The sequence below is a fragment of the Ruicaihuangia caeni genome (assembly GCF_029952955.1).
Classification (GTDB): domain Bacteria; phylum Actinomycetota; class Actinomycetes; order Actinomycetales; family Microbacteriaceae; genus Ruicaihuangia; species Ruicaihuangia caeni.
This window is the reverse complement of sequence record NZ_JASATX010000001.1, coordinates 688,446-710,130: the sequence shown is the minus strand read 5'-3', so window position 1 is coordinate 710,130 and position 21,685 is coordinate 688,446. Positions and strand designations below refer to the sequence as shown.

The 21,685-nt window shown below is 66.7% G+C and carries 18 protein-coding genes, 1 tRNA gene and 1 other RNA gene; 11 read left to right on the top strand and 9 right to left on the bottom strand.

Features of this window, described 5'->3' with window-relative positions; translation table 11 throughout:
* Positions 1 to 9: 9 nt before the first annotated feature.
* Positions 10 to 1,347, bottom strand: a complete 1,338-nt coding sequence (locus QF206_RS03275; protein ID WP_281487758.1) for a glutamine synthetase family protein — start codon at positions 1,345 to 1,347, stop codon at positions 10 to 12.
* 58 nt (positions 1,348 to 1,405) lie between these two features.
* On the opposite strand from QF206_RS03275, the gene QF206_RS03270 reads away from it, so the two are divergent.
* Genes QF206_RS03270 through gdhA form a run of 3 tightly spaced genes read left to right on the top strand, consistent with a single transcriptional unit; the run spans position 1,406 to position 5,335 of the window.
* Positions 1,406 to 3,127, top strand: a complete 1,722-nt coding sequence (locus QF206_RS03270) for an NAD+ synthase (protein WP_281487757.1) — start codon at positions 1,406 to 1,408, stop codon at positions 3,125 to 3,127.
* Between the two features lie 10 nt (positions 3,128 to 3,137).
* Positions 3,138 to 3,953 carry a 3-methyl-2-oxobutanoate hydroxymethyltransferase gene (gene panB / locus QF206_RS03265; RefSeq protein ID WP_281487756.1) on the top strand — a complete coding sequence of 272 codons (816 nt, stop codon included), beginning with the start codon at positions 3,138 to 3,140 and terminating at the stop codon, positions 3,951 to 3,953.
* Between the two features lie 35 nt (positions 3,954 to 3,988).
* The gene (gene gdhA / locus QF206_RS03260; RefSeq protein WP_281487755.1) at positions 3,989 to 5,335 is read left to right on the top strand and encodes an NADP-specific glutamate dehydrogenase; all 1,347 of its coding nucleotides are present in this window, start codon (positions 3,989 to 3,991) and stop codon (positions 5,333 to 5,335) included.
* Positions 5,336 to 5,368: 33 nt separating this feature from the next.
* Here the strand turns inward: gdhA and QF206_RS03255 are convergent, their stop codons facing one another.
* Positions 5,369 to 5,545: an SPOR domain-containing protein gene (locus QF206_RS03255; protein WP_281487754.1), complete on the bottom strand. Its 177-nt coding sequence runs from the start codon at positions 5,543 to 5,545 to the stop codon at positions 5,369 to 5,371.
* Between the two features lie 32 nt (positions 5,546 to 5,577).
* Here QF206_RS03255 and map point away from each other — a divergent pair, with 32 nt between their 5' ends.
* The 4 genes from map (at position 5,578) to QF206_RS03235 (ending at position 9,278) form a co-directional block, all read left to right on the top strand.
* A complete protein-coding gene (gene map, locus QF206_RS03250; protein WP_281487753.1) occupies positions 5,578 to 6,444 on the top strand; it encodes a type I methionyl aminopeptidase in 867 nt (288 codons plus the stop codon).
* Positions 6,445 to 6,496: 52 nt separating this feature from the next.
* Positions 6,497 to 7,267, top strand: a complete 771-nt coding sequence (gene ppgK, locus QF206_RS03245; protein WP_281487752.1) for a polyphosphate--glucose phosphotransferase — start codon at positions 6,497 to 6,499, stop codon at positions 7,265 to 7,267.
* A 41-nt stretch (positions 7,268 to 7,308) separates the two neighbouring features.
* Positions 7,309 to 7,678, top strand: an RNA gene (rnpB, locus tag QF206_RS03240) — RNase P RNA component class A.
* A 421-nt stretch (positions 7,679 to 8,099) separates the two neighbouring features.
* Entirely contained in the window at positions 8,100 to 9,278 is a 1,179-nt protein-coding gene (locus QF206_RS03235) for an NAD(P)-dependent malic enzyme (protein WP_281487751.1), read from the top strand.
* A gap of 118 nt (positions 9,279 to 9,396) precedes the next feature.
* Here the strand turns inward: QF206_RS03235 and QF206_RS03230 are convergent, their stop codons facing one another.
* The 7 genes from QF206_RS03230 to QF206_RS03200 form a co-directional block, all read right to left on the bottom strand.
* Positions 9,397 to 9,816 (bottom strand): reverse transcriptase-like protein, encoded by a 420-nt coding sequence (locus QF206_RS03230; protein ID WP_281487750.1) that lies wholly within the window; start codon positions 9,814 to 9,816, stop codon positions 9,397 to 9,399.
* Entirely contained in the window at positions 9,813 to 10,553 is a 741-nt protein-coding gene (locus tag QF206_RS03225) for a zinc ribbon domain-containing protein (RefSeq protein WP_281487749.1), read from the bottom strand. Before QF206_RS03225 ends, QF206_RS03230 begins: the two co-directional genes overlap by 4 nt.
* Positions 10,554 to 10,614: 61 nt before the next feature.
* A complete protein-coding gene (locus QF206_RS03220; RefSeq protein WP_281487748.1) occupies positions 10,615 to 11,445 on the bottom strand; it encodes a Nif3-like dinuclear metal center hexameric protein in 831 nt (276 codons plus the stop codon).
* 9 nt (positions 11,446 to 11,454) lie between these two features.
* Positions 11,455 to 12,528, bottom strand: coding sequence for a glycosyltransferase (locus QF206_RS03215; RefSeq protein ID WP_281487747.1), 1,074 nt, complete (start codon positions 12,526 to 12,528; stop codon positions 11,455 to 11,457).
* On the bottom strand, positions 12,525 to 14,669 hold the full coding sequence (locus QF206_RS03210; RefSeq protein ID WP_281487746.1) for an amylo-alpha-1,6-glucosidase: 2,145 nt from the start codon (positions 14,667 to 14,669) through the stop codon (positions 12,525 to 12,527). Before QF206_RS03210 ends, QF206_RS03215 begins: the two co-directional genes overlap by 4 nt.
* A gap of 223 nt (positions 14,670 to 14,892) precedes the next feature.
* Positions 14,893 to 14,966, bottom strand: a tRNA-Val gene (locus QF206_RS03205).
* Between the two features lie 74 nt (positions 14,967 to 15,040).
* Complete coding sequence (locus tag QF206_RS03200; RefSeq protein ID WP_281487745.1) at positions 15,041 to 15,538, bottom strand: peroxiredoxin; 498 nt, start codon at positions 15,536 to 15,538, stop codon at positions 15,041 to 15,043.
* Between the two features lie 168 nt (positions 15,539 to 15,706).
* On the opposite strand from QF206_RS03200, the gene aceE reads away from it, so the two are divergent.
* The 4 genes from aceE (at position 15,707) to QF206_RS03180 (ending at position 21,661) form a co-directional block, all read left to right on the top strand.
* Positions 15,707 to 18,433 carry a pyruvate dehydrogenase (acetyl-transferring), homodimeric type gene (gene aceE / locus QF206_RS03195; protein WP_281487744.1) on the top strand — a complete coding sequence of 909 codons (2,727 nt, stop codon included), beginning with the start codon at positions 15,707 to 15,709 and terminating at the stop codon, positions 18,431 to 18,433.
* A 2-nt stretch (positions 18,434 to 18,435) separates the two neighbouring features.
* Positions 18,436 to 19,665 (top strand): PucR family transcriptional regulator, encoded by a 1,230-nt coding sequence (locus tag QF206_RS03190; protein WP_281487743.1) that lies wholly within the window; start codon positions 18,436 to 18,438, stop codon positions 19,663 to 19,665.
* Between the two features lie 80 nt (positions 19,666 to 19,745).
* Positions 19,746 to 20,660 (top strand): ACP S-malonyltransferase, encoded by a 915-nt coding sequence (locus QF206_RS03185; RefSeq protein WP_281487742.1) that lies wholly within the window; start codon positions 19,746 to 19,748, stop codon positions 20,658 to 20,660.
* Positions 20,657 to 21,661: a beta-ketoacyl-ACP synthase III gene (locus tag QF206_RS03180; RefSeq protein WP_281487741.1), complete on the top strand. Its 1,005-nt coding sequence runs from the start codon at positions 20,657 to 20,659 to the stop codon at positions 21,659 to 21,661. The genes QF206_RS03185 and QF206_RS03180 overlap by 4 nt, the downstream gene beginning before the upstream one ends.
* Positions 21,662 to 21,685 lie beyond the last annotated feature (24 nt).

Genomic DNA, 21,685 nt, shown 5'->3' with positions numbered 1-21,685 from the left:
CGACTCGGCTCAGAGCAGCGACAGGTTCTTCTCGAGCTCGTACGGCGTCACCTGGTCGCGGTAGTCGGCCCAGTCCTTGCGCTTGTTGAGCAGCACGTAGTTGAAGACCCGCTCGCCGAGCGTCTCGGCGACGAGTTCGGATTCCTCCATCAGCGCGACGGCACGGTCGAGGCTCGCCGGCAGCGGCTTGTAGCCGAGGGCGCGGCGCTCGGCATCCGTCATGCTCCACACGTCTTCGACCGCCTCAGGCGGCAGCTCGTAGCCCTCCTCGATGCCCTTGAGCCCCGCGGCAAGCAGCAGCGCATAGGCGAGGTAGGGATTCGCTGCAGAGTCGATGGCGCGGTACTCGACCCGCGCACTGGTGCCCTTGCCCGGCTTGTAGAGCGGAACGCGCACGAGCGCCGACCGGTTGTTGTGCCCCCACACGACATAGCTGGGGGCCTCATCGCCGCCCCAGAGCCGCTTGTACGAGTTCACGAACTGGTTCGTGACCGCCGTGATCTCGGGAGCGTGCGTGAGCAGGCCCGCGATGAACTGCCGCCCGATGCGGGAGAGCTGGTACTGCGCGCCGGGTTCGTGGAATGCGTTGGTGTCGCCTTCGAAGAGCGACATGTGCGTGTGCATGCCGGAGCCGGGGTGACCGGCGAGCGGCTTCGGCATGAACGTGGCGTACACGCCCTGCTCGATGGCCACCTCCTTGATCACGGCTCGGAACGTCATGATGTTGTCGGCGGTGGTCAGCGCGTCGGCGTAGCGCAGATCGATCTCGTTCTGCCCGGGGCCGACCTCGTGGTGGCTGAACTCGACCGAGATGCCGAGATCCTCCAGCATCCGCACCGACTGGCGACGGAAGTCGTGCGCTGTGCCGCCCGGCACATTGTCGAAGTAGCCGGCCTGGTCCACCGGCACGGGCCGTCCGTCGACGAGTTCGCTCGACTTCAGCAGATAGAACTCGATCTCCGGATGCGTGTAGAAGCTGAAGCCCTGATCGGCCGCCTTCGCGAGCACTCGCTTGAGCACGTTGCGCGGGTCGGCGACGGCGGGCTGCCCGTCAGGCGTGAGCACGTCGCAGAACATGCGCGCGGTGGCGTCGACTTCGCCGCGCCAGGGCAGGATCTGGAACGTCGCAGGGTCGGGCTGCACGAGCACATCGGCCTCGTACGACCTGGTGAGCCCCTCGATGGCTGACCCGTCGATGCCGATGCCCTCGTTGAAGGCGCCCTCCACCTCGGCCGGTGCGATCGCGACGCTCTTCAAGGTGCCGAGCACGTCGGTGAACCAGAGCCGGACGAACTTCACACCACGTTCCTCGATCGTTCGAAGCACGAAGTCGCGTTGCTTGTCCATCTGGCTCCTCGTCGACCACCCCTGGGGAGCCCTCCCCAGCGCTATTAGGGTACTTCGTATGCCCCGCCTGCGCGTCGCACTAGCCCAGTTGAACCCGGTGCTCGGAGACCTCGAAGGGAATTCCGACCGCATCCTCGATGCCGCCCAGCGAGCGGCTGAACAGGGCGCGCAGGTGCTCGCCGTCGGCGAGTGCGCGCTCTCCGGCTATCCGATCGAGGATCTCGCCGGCCGCGCCTCCTTCTTGCGTGCGTGTCGGCAGCAGGTGGAGGAACTCGCCGTGCGGCTGACGGAGCGCGGTCTCGGTGAGCTGATCGTCATTGTCGGGCACCCTGACGGCCCCCACGAAGCGTCAGGGCTCGCGGGCGACCGCACGCCGAGCGCAATCGCACAGAATGCCGCGAGCGTGCTGCAGCACGGCCGAGTGCAGGCGCGCTACGCCAAGCATCACCTTCCGAACTACGCGGTCTTCGACGAGTACCGCACGTTCATTCCTGGCCGCGACCACGTCGTGCTCGACATCGGCGGATGCCGCGTCGCCGTGCTGATCTGCGAGGACCTCTGGCGTGACGCCGGACCGGTGGCGGAACTCAAGAACGCCAAGCCCGGGTTGGTCCTGACCATCAATGCGTCGCCCTTCGAACGCGACAAGCAGCAGGTGCGGCTACCGCTCGTGCAGCAGCGCGCGAGGGAGGCGAACGCGTCGCTGGCGTACGTGAACATCGTCGGCGGTCAAGACGACCTGGTCTTCGACGGCGACAGCCTGGTGGTCGACGCCTCGGGCACCGTCGTCGCCCGTGCGCCCCAGTTCGAGGAGCACGTGCTCGTCACCGATATCGACGTCGTCGAAGCGGCCGCAGACGCTCCCCCGGCGACCGTCACGCTCGAACCGCGTACCGTCGGCGGCGACGTCCTCGAGCCGACGATCAACGAGCCGGGGCCGGTCGAGCAGCAGGTCTGGAACGCGCTCGTGCTCGGCACACGCGACTACGTGAACAAGAACCGGTTCCCCTCGGTGGTGCTGGGGCTGTCGGGCGGCATCGACTCAGCCGTCTGTGCCGTAATCGCGGCCGACGCCATCGGGGCCGACCGCGTCCACGCCATCTCGCTGCCCAGCCGGTACTCGAGCGAGCACTCTCGAACGGATGCCGACGAGCTGGCCGAACGCGTCGGCATCCGGTACTCGGTCGAGCCCATCGCCGACCTGGTCTCCCCCATCGAGCAGCAGCTGAAGCTCAGCGGGGTGGCCGCCGAGAACCTGCAGGCGCGGGTGCGCGCGATCGTGCTGATGGCTGCGTCGAACATGCACGGTCATCTCCTGCTGACGACCGGGAACAAGAGCGAGATCTCTGTGGGCTACTCGACCATCTACGGAGACTCCGCCGGCGGATTCGCCCCGATCCGCGACGTGCCGAAGAGCCTGGTCTGGAAGCTCGCCACCTGGCGCAACGAGCACGCCGCCGCGCACGGCCGCACACCGCCCATCCCGGAGAACAGCATCACGAAACCGCCGAGCGCCGAGTTGCGGCCCGACCAGACTGATCAGGACTCTCTGCCGCCGTATGAGGTGCTCGACCCGATCCTCGACGCATACGTGACCCGCAATCTCGGCGTGGATGAGATCGTCGCGCTCGGATACGACGCCGGGGTCGTCTCGGATGTGGTGCGGCTCGTCGACCACAGCGAGTGGAAGCGTCGACAGGGCGCGATCGGCCCCAAGATCAGCGCCGTCGCCTTCGGTAGGGATCGCAGGCTTCCGATCACGTATCGTCCGTCGCAGTAGGGTGTGCTGCATGACCCAGCAGCCGCCCAAGCGGGTACGAACGCGCCATTTCCAGAACGCCAAGCGCGAAGGGATCAAGATCACCGGGCTCACGAGCTACGACCAGCTCACCGCCCAGATCTTCGACGCCGCCGGCATCGACTTCATCCTGGTGGGCGATTCCGCGGGCAATAACGTGCTCGGGTTCGACACCACGCTGCCGGTCACGGTCGATGAGCTCATTCCGCTGACCCGCGCCGTCGCGAATGCCGTGCAGCGCGCGTTCGTCATCGCCGACCTTCCCTTCGGCAGCTATGAGACGAGCGCGGACGAGGCGCTGCACACCGCCTTCCGATTCATGAAGGAGACCCAGGCTCACGCCGTCAAGCTCGAGGGCGGCGAACGCAGCGCGGAGCAGATCCGGCGCATCGTTCAAGCAGGCATCCCCGTCATGGCTCACATCGGTTTCACTCCGCAGAGCGAGCACGGCCTCGGAGGGCACCTCGTGCAAGGCCGGGGCGAGCAGGTGGAGCAACTGCTGCGAGACGCGCGTGCCGTTGAGCAGGCGGGTGCGTTTGCGGTGGTCCTCGAGATGGTAAGTTCGGATGCGGCTCGCCGCGTGACCGAAGAGCTGCGTATCCCCACCATCAGTGTCGGAGCCGGCCCTCACGCAGACGGGCAGCTCCTGGTCTGGACCGATTGGGCAGGGCTGTCTACGGGGCGCATCCCGAAGTTCGTCAAGCAGTACGCCGATCTCAAAGGCATCTTGACCGACGCGGTGCACGCCTTTCGCGAAGATGTGGCGACCGGGGCGTACCCCGGCCCCGAGCATTCCTACGACGACTGACCAGCGCTCCTCGCGCCGCTGAAGTAAGGCAGATCATGTCCTTGACCCATCCCGCACTGCTCGACGTCTACGAGACTGCCTACTCGCGCAACCCCGGCGAACCGGAATTCCACCAGGCCCTGTACGAAGTGCTCGAATCGCTCGGGCCCGTCATCGACCAGCACCCCGAATACACCGAGGCGGGCGTGCTCGAAGCGCTCGTCGAGCCGGAGCGGCAGGTGATCTTCCGCGTGCCGTGGGTCGACGACAACGGCAAGGTGCAGGTCAACCGCGGATTCCGGGTGCAGTTCAACTCGGCGCTCGGTCCCTACAAGGGCGGCCTGCGGTTCCACCCCAGCGTGAACCTCAGCGTCATCAAGTTCCTCGGGTTCGAGCAGATCTTCAAGAACGCACTCACCGGCCAGGGCATCGGCGGCGCGAAGGGCGGCTCCGACTTCGACCCCCACGGCCGCAGCGAACGCGAAGTGATGCGGTTCTGCCAGAGCTTCATGACGGAGCTCTACCGGCACCTCGGAGAGCACACCGACGTTCCGGCAGGCGACATCGGGGTCGGAACCCGCGAGATCGGCTACCTGTTCGGCCAGTATCGCAAGATCACCAACCGTCACGAGTCGGGCATGTTCACCGGCAAGGGCGTGCTGTGGGGCGGCGCCCAGGTGCGCACCGAAGCGACCGGCTACGGCGCGGTCTACTTCGCGAAGGAGATGCTCGCCACTCGCGGCATGCAGCTCGATGGGATGACCTCGGTCGTCTCGGGTTCGGGCAACGTCGCGATCTACACGATCAAGAAGCTGCAGGAGCTCGGAGCTCGCCCGATCACGGCATCCGACTCCTCCGGCTTCGTCATCGACGAGGCGGGCATCGACCTCGAACTGCTTCGGCAGATCAAGGAGGTCGAGCGCGGCCGGATCTCCGAGTACGCGACCCGTAACCCTCGCGCCGAATTCGTCAAGGGCGGCAATGTGTGGGAAGTTCCGGCACAACTCGCCTTTCCGAGCGCGACTCAGAACGAACTGGATGCCGACAGCGCCTCGTCGCTCGTCGAGAACGGCGTCATCGCAGTCGCAGAGGGCGCGAATATGCCGTCGACACCGGGCGCCGTGCGCGTGTTCCAGTCGAACGACGTGCTCTTCGCACCTGGCAAGGCGGCCAACGCTGGCGGCGTTGCGACGTCAGCGCTCGAGATGAGCCAGAACGCCTCGCGGCAGCGGTGGGGCTTCAACGAGAGCGAAGACCGCCTGCACGAGATCATGGTCGACGTGCACCAGGCCGCCTTCGAGGCCGCTGAGCGCTACGGGAGCCCGGGCGACTACGTGGTGGGCGCGAACTGCGCCGCCTTCGTGCGCGTCGCCGACGCGATGCTCGCACAGGGCGTCATCTAGACGGCTCCTCCCCGCTCGGAGCGCCGCGGAGCGTCACTCGGCGTCTTCCGCGGCCTCCTCGGCGGCCCAGCGGCGAGAGCGCTCAGCGATGATCTCCGGAGCACGGGCCGCTTCCTCGGCTGTCTCGAACGGTCCCGCCCGATCCACCGACGGCGAGAGCTTGCCCTCCTCGACTTCGTGGGTGCGGGTGTTGTACCAGAACTCAGCCATCGTGCTTCTCCTTGCTCGGTAGACTCGATCGTATGCCCAGGGATAAGAACGGACACCTCATCCCCGGGCGGATCTCCCCCCGGCGGACCGTACCATCGTCGATCGACCGCCCGAGCTATGTCGGGAGGCCTGCACCTGAGGCCTACGGCGGCGGCGACCGCTACAGCTCGGAGGAGATCGAACTCGTTCGTGAGTCAGGCCGCATCGCCGCCCAGGCGATCGAGGCCGTCGCTGCCGCGATCAGGCCCGGCGTGACCACCGACGAGCTCGACGAGATCGGCCACGAGTTCGTGGTGGGCCAGGACGCCTACCCGTCGTGCCTCGGCTATCGCGGGTTCCCCAAGAGCATCTGCACCTCAGTGAACGAGGTCATCTGCCACGGCATCCCCGATGACACCGTCCTCGAAGAGGGCGACATCATCAATATCGACATCACGGCCTACAAGAACGGTGTCCATGGCGATCTCAATGCGACGTTCACGGTCGGCGAGCCGAAGGCTGAGGTCGGCGAACTCGTAGAGCGCACGCGCACCGCCCTGCAGCGGGGCATGAAGGCGGTCGCGCCCGGACGCCAGATCAACGTGATCGGGCGGGCGATCGAGAGCTACGCCAAACGCTTCGGCTACGGCGTGGTGCGCGACTTCACCGGGCACGGTGTGGGGCGCGCATTCCACACCGGACTCGTGATTCCGCACTACGACGCAGCTCCGGCATTCGACACGGTGATCGAACCCGGCATGATCTTCACGATCGAGCCGATGCTCACGCTCGGCACCCATGAATGGGATATGTGGGACGACGGCTGGACCGTCGTCACTCGAGACAAGAGCATCACCGCGCAGTTCGAGCACACACTGGTTGTCGGGGAACGAGGCGTCGAGGTGCTGACGCTCCCCTGACGCGGAGCACTCCGCTGAGAGCGCAGCGCTCGACGACAGAAGGAGCGAGGGGATGACCAGAGCGATCGGTGTCGACGTCGGCGGCACGGGGATCAAGGCTGCGTCGGTCGACCTCGAGACCGGCGAACTGGTCTCGGAGCGTCTCAAGGTCGCAACCCCGGAGGGCGGATCCCCCGGAGCGATCGTGCGCGAGGTGGTCGGACTCGTCGAACAGCTCGAGGCGGATCGCGCCACCCCGCTCGGGGTCTGCTTCCCAGCGGTCGTGGTGCATGGTCGCACCATGTCGGCAGCGAACGTGAGCCACGAGTGGATCGGTCTCGAGGCTGAACGCCTCTTCGAAGACCACCTGGGCCGCGACATCCATTTCGTGAACGATGCGGATGCTGCTGGGTTCGCCGAGGTCAAGTACGGCGTCGCGAACCACCCCGGCCTCGTCATCGTGACCACCCTCGGCACCGGCATCGGGTCAGCGATGATCTACAACGGCGTTCTCGTGCCGAACTCGGAGCTGGGGCACCTCGAACTCGATGGTCACGACGCCGAGAAGCGCGCCTCCAACCGCGCACGGGAGAGCGAAGGCCTCAGCTGGGAGGAGTGGGCAGTGCGGCTGCAGCGCTACTACGACCATCTCGAGATGCTCTTCTCCCCCGAGCTCTTCGTGGTGGGAGGCGGCGTGTCCAAGCAGGCCGAGGAGTTCCTGCCATTGCTCACCCTTCGCACTCCCATCGTCGCAGCGAGCCTGCGCAACAACGCCGGCATCATGGGTTCCGCCGCCCTTGCTGCCGGATGGACCGTGCCGCTGAGCTCGGGCCGGACCGGGTGACAGCCCCATCTGAAGCGACGTCACTAGACTGGGTCCGCGAATGGGTCGGCAAGACGGCCGCGTCGATCGAGAGATCGCCGAGGAACGTCCGGGCTCCGTAGAGCAGGGCGGTGGGTAACACCCACCCGGAGCAATCCGCGAGAAAGTGCAACAGAGAGCAGACCGCCTCCGGCCCCGGCCGGCGGTAAGGGTGAAACGGTGGTGTAAGAGACCACCAGGGGCCCGAGTGATCGGGCTCGCTGGGTAAACCTCGCCCGGAGCAAGGTCAGACAGGGGACGATGAGGCGGCTCGCCGAGTCCCCGGGTAGACCGCTAGAGGGCTGCGGCAACGCAGTTCCGAGAGAGATGGCCGTCCAGCATCCGCCTCACGGCTGATGTGAACAGAACCCGGCGTATCAGCCGGCCCATTCGCTTCTCAGGCCCGGCTTCCGGCGCTCTCTGTGCGCGGCACAAGCGGCGGCGCACCCGCGAAGGCGCCGTACACGCCGCCGCCTTCGCTGGCGGCCCATTCGCTTCGCCCCAGCCGTCAGAACCGACTGCCCGTTGAGGCGCGGTGTTGCGGAGTGCAAAAGAATCGGGATTCTTTCGTGTTGGGCCACACGGAAGTCGTAGCATGCCGGCAGTTACGCTTGACGGCAGGCACAACGACGGATGCTTCCACACCCTGAGATCATCCGTCTCGCGACCAGGCGTGACCCCATCCCGTCCTGTCCTCCGAGTCAAGCCGCCGAACAAGGCGCCATCTCGTGAGAGCTCCCGCCTCGCTGTCGCTTCAGCCGCACGACGACGATCGTCGCCGTCCGTCGACGACCCCTTATCGGAGAGGCTTCCCATGCCCCAGACCACGACTTCCGGCCCAGCCACGCGACCCTCGCTCGAGGAGGTGTTCGAAGCGCACGAGGGCGGCAAGCTCACTGCGCTCAGCCGTGTCGAACTGAACTCGATCCGCGACCTGTCGATCGCCTACACCCCTGGCGTGGCCGAGGTCAGCCGAGCCATTGCGGCCGAGCCCGGACTCGCGAAGCGGTACACCTGGACGGGGCGCCTCGTCGCGGTGGTCAGCGACGGCAGCGCCGTGCTCGGCCTCGGAGACATCGGCCCAGCCGCGTCGCTGCCCGTCATGGAGGGAAAGGCGGCGTTGTTCAAGGCGTTCTCGGGCCTCGACTCGATTCCGATCGTGCTCGACACACACGATGTCGATGAGATCGTCGACACGGTCGTTCGCCTGCGACACACCTTCGGCGCAGTGAACCTCGAGGACATCTCGGCTCCTCGCTGCTTCGAGATCGAACGGCGCCTGATCGAAGCACTCGACATGCCGGTCATGCATGACGACCAGCACGGCACCGCGGTCGTGGTGCTTGCCGCGCTGTTCGGGGCCACGAAGGTCGTCGAACGCGAGCTCAGCAGCCTCCGTGTCGTGATCTCGGGCGCCGGCGCCGCCGGCATCGCGTGCGCGAACATCCTTCTTGCTGCGGGCGTCGAGCACGTGGTTCTGGTCGACTCGCGTGGAATCATCCACCGCGACCGACCCGGACTCGATGGCATCAAGGCCGACTACGCCGCGCTCACGAACCCCGACGGGCGCACTGGCACGCTGCAAGACGCACTCGTCGGTGCCGACGTCTTCATCGGTGTGTCCTCCGCCCAGGTGCCGACAGAGTGGCTCGAAGGCATGTCGGACGACGCCATCGTGTTCGCTCTCTCGAACCCGACGCCAGAGGTCGACCCGGATGTCGCGGCGGACTACGCGCGCGTCGTGGCGACCGGTCGCAGCGACTACCCCAACCAGATCAACAATGTGCTCGCGTTCCCGGGCATCTTCCGGGGAGCGCTCGATTCAGGGGCCACGCGCATCACGCTCGAGATGAAGATCGCGGCGGCTCGTGCGCTGGCAGACCTCGCGGAGCCGGATCTGAGCCCCGAGTATGTCATCCCCAGCCCTCTCGACCCCCGAGTGGCCGACGCGGTGGCTGCAGCGGTCGCTGATGCCGCTATCGGTCTTGACTGATCGATCACTTCCACGCGAAAGGGCGGGTCGGATCACTCCGGGCCGCCCTTTCGCATCGATAGTCGAACACTGATCAGTCAGGCGCTGATCAGTCGAGCACTGATGAGCGAAACGCTGATCAGTCGAACGAGGCTCTGAGGTCCATTGCGCGATTGGCGAGCTTGTCGGCGCGAGAGTTCTGCTCTCGCGGGATCCACTCGAAGCGCACGGGTGTGCCGATGAGCAGTGCTCGGGCCTGTGCAGCCAATTCCGCCATGTCCGGATGCTTGATCTTCCAGCGCCCGCTCATCTGCTCGACCACGAGCTTCGAATCCATCCGCACGTGCAACTCGGCATCCGGGTCGATGGCGAGGGCGCGCGTCACTCCGGCGATCATGCCCTTGTACTCGGCGACGTTGTTCGAGGCGACACCCACATAGAGCCCGAGCTCTGCGAGGATCTCGCCGGATGAACCGTCAATGACCACCGCGCCCGAGCCCGCCTCCCCGGGGTTCCCTCGCGAGCCGCCGTCGGCCTCGATGATGAGCGTGCGGCTCACAGCCCTGACTCCGCAGTGCGCACGAGGACCGCGTTCGAGTCCGGGCAGAGCAGCACGTCGTCGGGTGCAGCATTGCGGATCTGCGCCATGTCGGATTCGTTGAGCCGTACACCGCTGGCCGTGGTCACGCCGCCCTGCAGGAGGCTGGCACCGAAGCCGTACCGTTCACGCTGACGCTCGTAGAGCGCGAGCAGCTCAGCAGGCACACGACTCGCGATGGTGGCTCGGTTGGCTGCCGCGTGCTGCAGTTCGCTCTGAAGGCGCGCGGTCTCGGCATCACGGGCCGCGCGCACCTCGGCCGCACGCGCATCAACCGCCGCCAGCTCGGTCGCCACGGCATCCCGCTCCGCTCGCAGCGCGTCGACCCGCTCCATGAGCTCGAGCTCAATGTCCTCGAGGTCGGAACGGCGCTTGCGCAGCGACACCAGTTCATGCTCGAGCCCTTGGGCGTCCTTGGCCGACTGGGTCTGCTGGAGCCGATCCTCATCACGCTTGATCCGGGCCTCCACGAGTTCCACATCCGACTCGGATCGACGCAGTTCCGCCTCGGCGTCTTCGAGCGCGCCGGCGCGCTCGGCGAGAGTTCTGCGCACCGCGTCGCCCTGCTTCGTCACCTCGGCGAGTTCGGCGTGCTCGGGCAGGGTCTTGAGGCGATGGTTGAGCTGCTGCGCTCGCGTGTCGCTCGCCTGCAGGTCGAGCAGCAGCGCCTGCTCATCGGGGCTCGCCTTGATCGTCATCGGGTCTCCTCCTGGTCGGTTGCTTCAGCGGTGACGCGTCAGTGACGCGGCCGGGTGGCGTTCAGTGCTCGGTCGAGCCGACGACGAAATCCCATGGATCGGTGCTCAGCTCGCTGATCGTGACGGTGATTCGCGGGAGTTCGGCCCTCAGTTGTTCGGCTGCGGCAGGCAGCCACAGCCACTCGCTCGCCCAGTGCGAGAGATCGATCAGCGCCGGTCCGCCGCCGATCATCGCCTGCTCCCGTGCCTCTGACGCCGGGTGATGTCGCAGATCGGCCGTGATGTACACGTCGGCTGCGGTGACAGCCGGGTGCGAGAGCAGCGAATCGCCGGCACCGCCGCAGAGCGCGACGGTGCGCACCGGCTGCGTCGCGTCGCCTGCGACACGGATGCCCGCACGAGTGACGGGGATCGCCGAGGCCACACGCTGCGCCAGCTCGCGCAGCGCAATGGGCGCAGGCAGCGTGCCAACACGCCCCAGTCCGGTGTCCTGGCTCCCCGCTGACGGGACGATGGGACGCGTATCGACGAGCCCGAGGGCCTCGGCGAGCATCGCCGATGTACCGCGCTCGACGATGTCGGCGTTCGTGTGCGCGGCGGTGAGCGCGCAACCACCTCGGATGAGTCGAGCAAGGAGAGCGCCCTTGTAGCGGTCCTCGCTGACTGAGGTCACGCCCCGGAGCAGCAGCGGGTGATGCACGAGCAACAGATCGGCGCCCAGCTCAAGCGCTTCGTCGACGGTTGCCGAGACCGCATCGACCGCAAGGTGAACGTGCTCGACCCGCTCGTCGGGTGACCCTGCCAGGAAGCCCGGGGCGTCCCACGCCTCAGCCGTCTCGAGCGGCCACAGCCGATGGATCACTGCGTTCACTTCGGCGGCGGTATAGGGCACCCGCCCAGTCTACGAGCGAGGCTCGAGCTCACCGGCAGCATCCACCTCGGTGAAGGGATCCATGTCGTCTCGGCGCGCCGTCAGTCGAGCGAACAGCGATGCGTAGTCGGACGCCATGCGTCGCCCGCTGAAGCGGACGCGAGCATCCGCCCTGCAGCTACTTCTCGCCAGCGAGGAAGCGCGCTGCAAGGCCTCTGCGAGCTCGTCCGGGTCGCCTCTGATGAACCCGGTTTCGCCCTCGACGACGATCTCGGGTGCCGACCCGCGGCCAGTGGCGACCACAGGCGTTCCGGTGGCGAGCGATTCGATCATTGCGAGACCGAACGGCTCGTCCCACTGAATGGGGTTGAGCAGGGCGCACGAGGAGCCCATCAGCTCGAACTTCTCCGAGGCGCTCAGTTCACCCAGGTACTCCACGCGCGGGCCGAGCAACGGCCGCACGGCACTCTCGAAGTACTCGCACTCAGACGCCTCCCGCATCTTGGCCGCAATACGAAGGCGGATGCCGGCGGACCTCGCTGCGCTGATCGCTTGCACCACGCCCTTGTCCGGGCTCATCCGTCCCACGAAGCAGGCTTCTTCCCCGCCGGGGCCGACGGGCACAGCGTCGACATCGATGCCGTGATGGATCACCTCGGCGAAACGAAACTGTCGTGCTGTGGACGCCTGGTGATGCGAGATCGCGACGAAGGACATGGTGGTTCCGGCCGCGGCGAAGATCTCCTGCAGCCGGGGCACAAGCGCGCCATGAGCAACCGTCACCCCGGCTCTGAGCCGCACGCTCCGCGCGATCACCGGGCCGGCGATCGTGTTGTCGACGACGACATCGACATGTGCCACGGCCTCATATGCCCGAAGCACATGCGAGAGCTCATGGGCCGTATGGCCCATTCCGGCAGCGTCGGCCGCCGGAAAGCCGGGCAGGCGCCGAACAGGACAGGTGCTGTCACCCGATGCCGCGAGCACCACGTCGTGACCTGCTGCGGCGAGTTCCCGTGCCAGCAGGTCGATGAAGTACTCGATGCCCCCGTAGGCGGGCGGAGGGATCGGAATCCAGGGCGGCGCGATGATGCCGATCTTCATGATCGCGTGCCACCTGCCATGCCGAACGCACGTGGACGAGGCTCGCGGCGCAGGGTCAAACCATCCGGCACGCCGGTGATCGATACGCCGCGGCCGGACACCTCAAGCGACACGCGAGACCCCGCCAGAGGGATATCCCGCAACTGCACCGCGCCCAGAGTCTCCTGCACGGTCGGTGCAAGCCAGACCTCCTTCCGCGGCAGGCAGGGATCGAACCGGAGCAGCGTGCGCATCATCATGATGGGTGCTGCCGCGGCCCAAGCCTGTGGCGAGCAGGATGCCGGATAGGGCACCGGCTCGGCATACTCGCTGCGATCGAACCCGCAGAACAGCTCGGGCAGACGGGAGTCGAACCGCTCCGCTGCCTCGAACAGCGCGTAGATGACGCGCTGTGCTTCTTCGACGAACCCGTAGCGCATGAGGCCGGCCGCGATGATCGCGTTGTCGTGCGGCCAAACGGAGCCGTTGTGGTAGCTGGCGGGGTTGTAGGCACCCATGTCGGAGGCGAGTGTTCGGATCCCCCACCCGGTGAACATCTCCCGCGACAGCAGCCTCTCTGCCACTTGCGCTGCCTTATCGTCGTCGACGATGCCGCTCCAAAGACAATGGCCCATGTTTGAAGCGCACGCGTCGACCGGACGCTTGTCGTTGTCGAGCGCGATCGCGAAGTATCCCCGGTCTGGAAGCCAGAATCGGGCGTTGAACTCTGCCTTGAGTGCGGCAGCTCGCTGCTCGAGGTCGCGAGCCTGGGACAACTGTCCGGCGAAGCTCGCGAGTTCCGCCCGCGAGCGGTACGCCGAGTAGACATAGCCCTGCACCTCGCAGAGGGCGATCGGTGCCTCGGCCAGGGAGCCATCCGCGAAGTTGATGCCGTCCCAGGAGTCCTTCCAGCCCTGGTTGATCAGACCGTGCTCGTTGAGCCTCGCGTACTCGACGAAGCCGTCACCATCGCGGTCACCGAATTTCTCCACCCAGTCGATCGCCCGATCCGCCGCAGCCAGAAGGTCGGCGTGCTCCTCCGGGAGCCCACCCCATCGAGCCAGTTCGGCGAGGGTCTCGACAAAGAGTGGAGTCGCATCAATCGAACCGAAGTAGACCGAGCGGCCGCCGAGTGCGAGATTCGTGGTGGCGCCCAGACGCACTTCATGCAGGATGCGGCCGGGCTGCTCTTCTGACGCAGGTTCGGTCTCAGTGCCTTGCAGCTCCGCGAGCGTGCGCAGTGTCCCGAGCGCTAGCGATGGATCGAGCGGAAGAGACATAAGGGACGTGAGCAGTGAATCCCTCCCGAAGAGCGCCATGAACCACGGCACCCCCGCTGCGACTACCTGCCGCTCCCTGTGTAGGGGGTCTTCGATCCGCAGTGCGCCGAGGTCGCGATGGCTTTGCAGGAGAACCTTCTCGATCGCTCCATCTTCGAGCGTGGGCCGCGGAATTCTGGCGTGCCAATCCAAGTATTTTTCAGAGGAGGAGAGCATGTCCGCGATCCCCTCCTGGTGCGGCCGGAACGTGATCTCCTCGCCCGATCGGGTCGGGTTGAGCCGTATCTCCTCCGACCAAACGCCGTGGGGCGGAAGCGTGACGTCGAAGACCACCCGATCTGCGGCGAAGGTCGAGCGTGCCGCCGACACCTCGAGGCCCAACCGCTCGGGGTGGGACGTCGACTCGATCAGCATCCGTCCTCGTGGCCCATGGACCCTCGGCTGTGCGACTCCCGCTGCGCGGCCTTCTTTCACCTCGAAGATGTCGGCGAAGTCAGCCTCCAAGAGGACTTCGACACGACACCTCAGTTCGGTTCTCGAGAAGCTGCGGAGTGTCACGAGTTCATTGAGGTGCCCGTCCAAGCGCCGGTCGCGTTCAACGATGATCGGCGTGTCGGCCTGCCCTGGGACATGTGCCGCTCGGCCTACCATGACCGCGCGGTGCGGGTCGGGCGTCATCGCGGCGAGCGACTCCACAGGCATCCCGTCGACTAACAGGGTCCAGCGCGAGACGAGGCGGGTGTCGCGCACGAACACTCCGTGCGGCAGCGTCGGAACCATGTCGCCATTCGCCGCCGAGATGCAGAACGACGACCCCTCGACGATCGTCACTGCGCCCTTGCCTGCCGGGCGTGCAAGCGTGTCCGCGTTCCATCCAGCCATGAGCGTCCCTTCGGGATTCGCCTCGGCATCGACCGCACACCGCGATCGGTGTGGCACCACGGTAACCACTTCACCGCTCGCGCAGTAGGGGGCTTCCGGCGAACTCGCATCAAGGCGTCACGCGGCGCACACCGCATGAGTGGGAGCGCAAAGAAGACGCGGGTGCCAACCGGAACCCCGCTTGCGATCGAACGGCGACAGGCGTGTGACCCCGCGTCTCTTGTGGGCCCTGAGGGACTCGAACCCCCGACATCCACGGTGTAAGCGTGGCGCTCTAACCAACTGAGCTAAAGGCCCCAGCCGGCGGCGGTGGCCGGCGGCACAATGTTACGGCAGAGCGGAACGGGCTACCGTCCGGGGCGACAAGGCGATCAACTGCCGAGCAGCGCGAGCGCCGCCTGGTACTCCTCGAAGCTCCGTGCTTGGCCCGGTTCGTTGACGAACGATGAGACGATCCGGCCGTCCTGCCCGATGACGAAGCTCCCGCGGGTCGCGATCCCCCTGTCATCGCGGAACACGCCGTACTGCCTCGCCACCTCGCCGTGCGGCCAGAAGTCAGCGAGCAGCGAGAACTCGTACCCCTCGCGGTCGGCGAAGGCGCGCAGTGTCGCCTTCGAATCGACCGAGACGCCGAGAAGGGTGGCACCCGCGTGCTCGAAGAGGGCGAGGTTGTCGCGCAGTTCGCAGAGCTCTTGCGTGCAGATGCCGGTGAACGCCAAGGGGAAGAACACGAGCACAACAGGCGTCTTCTCTAGGACCTCCGCAAGGCTCACCACCTCGCCGAACTGGTTCTCAAGCGAGAAGTCGGGTGCCGTAGACCCGGGAACCGGCACGGTCGAGACGGAAGCGGATGCCGAAGAGATCGTCATGGAGGTCCTTATCGAAGGGGCGGCGTGCAGCGGCAGCCACTCTAGTGCGATGCTGCTGACCGCCGCAGGAGCGGCAACTAGACTCGGCTCTGGGTCGTCTGGCCGCCTTGCGTGAGCGAACCTCCGTGCGGCCACCCGGTTATCCGTCAGCTCCAGAAAGAGGAAGACGTGGCTGTACACGATCAGGATCCGTATTCGAGCAACTACGTCGACTCGGATCCGGAGGAGACCGCAGAGTGGCGGGAGTCGCTCGACGCGGTGGCCGCAAGCCACGGGCGTGGACGCGCCCGCGAGGTGATGCTGAACCTGCTGAAGCGCTCGAAAGAGCTGCAGCTCGGTGTCCCGATGGTGCCGGTCACCGACTACATCAACACCATCGCGCCCGAGAACGAGGCTCAGTTCCCCGGCGATGAGGAGATCGAACGCCGCTACCGCCGGTGGATCCGCTGGAACGCTGCGATCACCGTGCACCGGGCACAGCGGCCCGGAATCTCGGTGGGTGGCCACATCTCGACGTATGCCTCGTCGGCATCCCTCTATGAAGTCGGGCTCAACCACTTCTTCCGCGGCCAGGACCACCCCGGCGGCGGCGACCAGATCTTCTACCAGGGTCACGCCTCGCCGGGCATGTACGCCCGCGCCTTCCTCGAGGGCCGGATGACGGAGGAAGACCTCGACGGCTTCCGCCAGGAGAAGTCGCACTTCGGCGGCGGAATCAGCTCATACCCGCATCCGCGGATGATGCCCGAGTTCTGGCAGTTCCCGACCGTGTCGATGGGCATCGGCCCGATCAACGCGATCTGGCAGGCACAGATCAACCGGTACCTCCACAACCGCGGCATCAAGGACACCTCGCAGCAGCACGTGTGGGCGTTCCTCGGTGATGGCGAGATGGATGAGGTCGAGAGCCGTGGCGCGCTGCAGTGGGCAGCGAACGAGGGACTCGACAACCTCACGTTCGTCGTCAACTGCAACCTGCAGCGGCTCGACGGCCCGGTGCGCGGCAATGGCAAGATCATCCAGGAGCTCGAGAGCTTCTTCCGCGGTGCCGGCTGGAACGTCATCAAGGTCATCTGGGGCCGGGAGTGGGACGAGCTCCTCGCCCGCGACGACGACGGCGCCCTGGTGAACCTGATGAACGTGACGCCCGACGGCGACTACCAGACGTACAAGGCCGAGAGCGGCGCCTTCGTGCGCGAGAACTTCTTCGGCCGAGACCCGCGCACGCTCGAGCTCGTCAAGGACTACAGCGACGACGAGATCTGGGGATTGCGGCGCGGCGGCCACGACTATCGCAAGGTCTATGCCGCGTTCAAGGCCGCCATGGAGCAGACCGGCAAGCCGACCGTGATCCTCGCCAAGACGATCAAGGGCTACGGGCTCGGCGCCTCGTTCGAGGGCCGGAACGCGACGCACCAGATGAAGAAGCTCACACTTCCCGACCTCAAGCGGTTCCGCGACGAGATGCGAGTGCCGATCACTGACGCGCAGCTCGAGGAGAACCCCTACCTGGCCCCGTTCTACCACCCGGGACCCGACGACGAGGCGATCGATTACCTGCGTGAGCGCCGCCGCCAGTTGGGCGGCTTCACGCCGGAGCGTCGTTCGAAGTACACGCACATCACCCTGCCGGAGGTGGCGACCTACGACTCCGCTCGAAAGGGATCGGGCAAGCACGAGGCGGCCACCACCATGGCCTTCGCGCGACTGCTGAAGGACCTGCTGCGCTCGAAGGACTTCGGTCACCGAATCGTGCCGATCATCCCTGACGAGGCACGGACCTTCGGGATGGATGCGTACTTCCCGACGTCGAAGATCTACAACCCGCACGGCCAGAACTACACCTCGGTCGACCGCGAACTGCTGCTCGCCTACAAGGAGAGCCCGCAGGGGCAGATCATGCATGTCGGCATCAACGAGGCCGGCGCGGTGGCAGCGATGACCGCGGTCGGGTCGTCGTACTCGACGCACGGCGAGCCGCTCATTCCCATCTACGTGTTCTATTCCATGTTCGGATTCCAGCGCACCGGCGACGCCATCTGGGCTGCTGCTGACCAGTTGACGCGCGGGTTCCTCATCGGTGCGACCGCCGGCAAGACCACGCTGACAGGCGAAGGCACCCAGCACGCGGACGGCCACTCGCCGCTGCTCGCGTCGACGAACCCTGCGGTGGTCTGGTACGACCCCGCCTACGGCTACGAGATCGCTCACGTCATGCGCGCGGGGCTCGAGCGGATGTACGGCGGCGCCCACCCGGACCCGAACGTCATCTACTACCTCACGGTCTACAACGAGCCGATCGTGCAGCCGTCCGAACCGGACGGGCTCGACGTCGACGGCCTGCTCCGCGGCATCTACCTGCTGAAGAAGAACGACGCGGAAGGCCCGAAGGCTCAGCTGCTCGCCTCCGGGGTCTCGGTGCCGTGGGCTCTCGAAGCGCAACAACTGCTCCAGGACGACTGGGGCGTGTCGGCGGATGTCTGGTCGGTGACCTCGTGGACGGAACTGCGCCGCGATGGTCTGGCAGCCGAGGAGCACAACTTCCTCAAGCCCGAAGCGGAGCCGAAGGTGCCGTACATCACCGCGAAGCTGAAGGGCGCCGAGGGACCGTTCATCGCAACGACGGATTACATGCACGCCGTTCCCGACCAGATCCGACAGTTCGTACCGGGCGACTTCGCCACGCTGGGCGCTGACGGGTTCGGATTCGCGGACACCCGCGCTGCGGCTCGACGGTTCTTCAAGATCGACGGCCCCTCGATGGTCGTCCGCGCCCTCGAACTGCTCGCGCGACGCGGCGAGATCGACGCTTCAGTGCCGGCACGGGCGATCGAGAAGTACCGCCTGCACGACGTCACCGCCGGCACAACCGGGAACACGGGCGGCGAGAGCTGACGGTGACGCCGGCGAAGTCGAAGGAGCAGACGCTCTCCTGGCTCCGGGCGATCTCCGGCGAGCTCGCGACCGCGACGTTGAAACGCCTCGACGAGACGCTGCCCTGGTATGGCGACATGCCTCCAGGGCGGCGCTCGGCCGTCGGGCTCGTCGCCCAGGCGGGAATCACCTCGTTCATCTCCTGGTACGACGATCCGTCGACCACGCCATGGATCGCGGCCGATGTATTCGGAGTGGCTCCGCGCGAGCTGTTGCGTTCCGTCAGTCTTCAACAGACTCTGCAACTGATCCGCGTCGTGGTCGAAGTCGTTGAGGAACGCGTCAACGACAGCCCGTATGAACTGCGAGAGGCGGTGCTCCTCTACTCGCGCGAGATCGCCTTCTCGGCGGCAGACGTCTACGCTCGCGCGGCCGAGGCGCGTGGGCTCTGGGACGCACGCCTCGAGGCGCTCGTCGTCGACTCGATCTTGAGCGGCGAGTACGACAATGAGTTGCCGAGCCGCATCGCCGCGCTCGGCTGGAATGGCCACGGCGAGGTGAGCGTGCTCGTCGGCACGGCGCCGCGCATGCTGGATGTCGACCAGCTGAGGCGCACAGCGCGGCACCTCGACGCCGACCTGCTGATCGGTGTACAAGGCAATCGGCTGGTGGTCGTGATCGGGCGGGCGCAACCCGCGAGCGAAGAGCGCGACGACAGCCAACTCGTGGCGTTCATCGACATCGCCCGCCAGTTGGAGCCGAGCTTCGGCGAAGGGTACCTCGTGCTGGGGCCCGAGGTCGACGGACTCGTCGACGCTTCGAAGAGCGCCAAGGCCGCGCTCGCAGGGTTCGCGGTCGCGCGCGCGTGGCGAAACGCACAGCGCCCGACGCATGCGGACGACCTTCTGCCGGAGCGAGCGCTCGCCGGCGACCCGATCGCACGGTCGGCCCTCGTCGGGCGCATCTATCGCCCACTCAAGAACCACTCGACGGAGCTGCTCACCACGCTCTGGTGCTACCTCGACAACGGCCGCTCGCTCGAGGCAACCGCGCGAGAGCTGTTCGTGCACCCCAACACTGTGCGGTACCGGCTGAAGCGCATCAGCGAGGTGATCGGGTGGGACGCGACCGGGTCGCGAGAGGCGCTCATCCTGCAGACCGCGCTCGTGCTCGGTTCGATCGCCGAGCCTGACGGCCCTCGCGCCGAGCCCGGTAAGCGCGCCGCACAGCGAGGACCTTCGGGCCGCGGGTAGTCGACAAACGACAAACGTTTCGGCGCTATTTTGTGGAACGTTCACCGAGGACACCACGGCTCGATTGCAAGACTGGTTCGGTGATTGTCGTCCTCGCGCCCGGACAGGGCTCTCAGACCCCCGGTTTTCTCGAGCCCTGGCTCTCCGATCCCCGATTCGAAGAGCAGTTGCGGCGCCTTTCGGATGCTGCGGGCCTCGACCTCGTCGAGCACGGCACGGTGTCGGACGCCGAGACGATCAAAGACACGGCCGTAGCCCAACCCCTCATCGTGGCCGCGGGTGTCCTGACCCTGACGGCGCTGCTCCGTGATGGCCGCGACTCGAGGATCGGCGGCATCGCCGGACACTCGGTGGGCGAGATCACTGCGGCGATCGGCGCCGGCGTGCTCGGCGAAGCCGACGGGATGCGGTTCGTCGCCGAGCGGGGCCGCGCAATGGCGCAGGCTGCAGCAGCCGTGCCGACAGGCATGAGCGCCGTGCTCGGGGGTGACCAGGACGTCGTCACGTCGCGTCTCGACGAGCTGGGACTCGAACCCGCCAACTACAACGGCGGCGGCCAGATCGTCGCTGCAGGCGAGCTCGGCGCGCTGGAGACGCTGAAGGCCGAGCCTCCGGCCGGCGCGCGGATCATTCCCCTGCAAGTGGCGGGCGCGTTCCACACCCGGTACATGGCCCCCGCCGTCGAACGACTCACTCAGGTGGCAGAGACGCTGACCCCGGCTGACCCCCGAATCACGCTGTGGACGAACCGCGACGGCAGCCCCGTGGCATCCGGTGCCCGGTTCCTCGATCTCCTCGTGGGGCAGGTGTCGTCTCCTGTGCGCTGGGACCTCGTCATGGAGCAGTTCTCGAACGATGGCGTGACAGGGATCATCGAGCTTGCGCCGGCTGGTGCGCTTGTCGGCCTGGCGAAGCGGGGGCTCAAGGGAGTGCCGTCGGTGGCGATCAAGACGCCGGACGACCTCGCAGCGGCCTACGAGATGATTGACGCATGAATTCCCCGACGCTCATACAGTCCACCGGCGTGCCATTCACGCGCATCTACGCGTACGGAGCGGCCCGCGGCGACCAGATCGTTCCGAACGACGACCTGATCGGCCCCATCGACTCCAGCGACGAGTGGATCAGACAGCGCACGGGCATCGTGACGCGCACACGCGCGTCGGAAGGCATCCTCGCTCTCGACCTCGCGACCGACGCAGCGCGAGAGGCGATCGAACGGTCGGGCGTGCCCGCCGAGAAGATCGATCTCGTGATCGTGGCCACCATCAGCAACGTGCAGCAGACCCCGTCCATGGCGGCGGTGGTCGCCGACCGCGTGGGCGCCAACCCCGCCGCCGCGTACGACACGAACGCGGCGTGCGCCGGGTACAGCTACGCGGTCACCCAGGCCGATGCGCTCATCCGCAGCGGTGCCGCCCACTACGCGCTCGTGATCGGCGCTGAGAAGCTCTCGGACATCGTCGACCCCGCCGATCGCTCGATCTCGTTCCTGCTCGGCGACGGCGCGGGCGCCGCAGTGATCGGTCCGAGCGAGTTCCCCGGGATCGCAGCGCCGGTCTGGGGCTCGGACGGTTCCAAAGCGCACGCCGTGGGCATGAACGCGACGCTGGTCGACTACCGCGACGGCGACGCCCAGTGGCCCACGCTTCGCCAGGAGGGCCAGACGGTCTTCCGCTGGGCGGTGTGGGACATGGCGAAGGTAGCCAAGCGCGCGCTCGAGGTGGCCGGGGTGACAGCCGATGACCTCGCGGCATTCATCCCCCACCAGGCGAACATGCGCATCATCGACGAGTTCGCGAAGCAGTTGAAGCTGCCGGAGAGCGTCGTGATCGCCCGTGACATCGAGACGACCGGCAATACGTCGGCCGCGTCGATCCCCCTGGCCACGCACCGGTTGCTCGACGAGCATCCCGAGCTCAGCGGCGGCCTTGCGCTGCAGATCGGCTTCGGTGCAGGCCTCGTGTTCGGCGCTCAGGTCGTCGTTCTTCCGTAAACTGTCCCTCGGTCACAACGACAC

What these genes read in the sequence shown, in the direction of transcription:
- QF206_RS03200 (WP_281487745.1), bottom strand. Translation starts at nt 15,538, where the DNA reads ATGACGATCTCTTCGGCATCCGCTTCCGTCTCGACCGTGCCGGTTCCC.
- panB (WP_281487756.1), top strand. Translation starts at nt 3,138, where the DNA reads ATGACCCAGCAGCCGCCCAAGCGGGTACGAACGCGCCATTTCCAGAAC.
- QF206_RS03225 (WP_281487749.1), bottom strand. Translation starts at nt 10,553, where the DNA reads ATGACGATCAAGGCGAGCCCCGATGAGCAGGCGCTGCTGCTCGACCTG.
- QF206_RS03235 (WP_281487751.1), top strand. Translation starts at nt 8,100, where the DNA reads ATGCCCCAGACCACGACTTCCGGCCCAGCCACGCGACCCTCGCTCGAG.
- QF206_RS03210 (WP_281487746.1), bottom strand. Translation starts at nt 14,669, where the DNA reads ATGGCTGGATGGAACGCGGACACGCTTGCACGCCCGGCAGGCAAGGGC.
- QF206_RS03255 (WP_281487754.1), bottom strand. Translation starts at nt 5,545, where the DNA reads ATGGCTGAGTTCTGGTACAACACCCGCACCCACGAAGTCGAGGAGGGC.
- gdhA (WP_281487755.1), top strand. Translation starts at nt 3,989, where the DNA reads ATGTCCTTGACCCATCCCGCACTGCTCGACGTCTACGAGACTGCCTAC.
- QF206_RS03215 (WP_281487747.1), bottom strand. Translation starts at nt 12,528, where the DNA reads ATGAAGATCGGCATCATCGCGCCGCCCTGGATTCCGATCCCTCCGCCC.
- QF206_RS03275 (WP_281487758.1), bottom strand. Translation starts at nt 1,347, where the DNA reads ATGGACAAGCAACGCGACTTCGTGCTTCGAACGATCGAGGAACGTGGT.
- ppgK (WP_281487752.1), top strand. Translation starts at nt 6,497, where the DNA reads ATGACCAGAGCGATCGGTGTCGACGTCGGCGGCACGGGGATCAAGGCT.
- QF206_RS03180 (WP_281487741.1), top strand. Translation starts at nt 20,657, where the DNA reads ATGAATTCCCCGACGCTCATACAGTCCACCGGCGTGCCATTCACGCGC.
- QF206_RS03270 (WP_281487757.1), top strand. Translation starts at nt 1,406, where the DNA reads ATGCCCCGCCTGCGCGTCGCACTAGCCCAGTTGAACCCGGTGCTCGGA.
- map (WP_281487753.1), top strand. Translation starts at nt 5,578, where the DNA reads ATGCCCAGGGATAAGAACGGACACCTCATCCCCGGGCGGATCTCCCCC.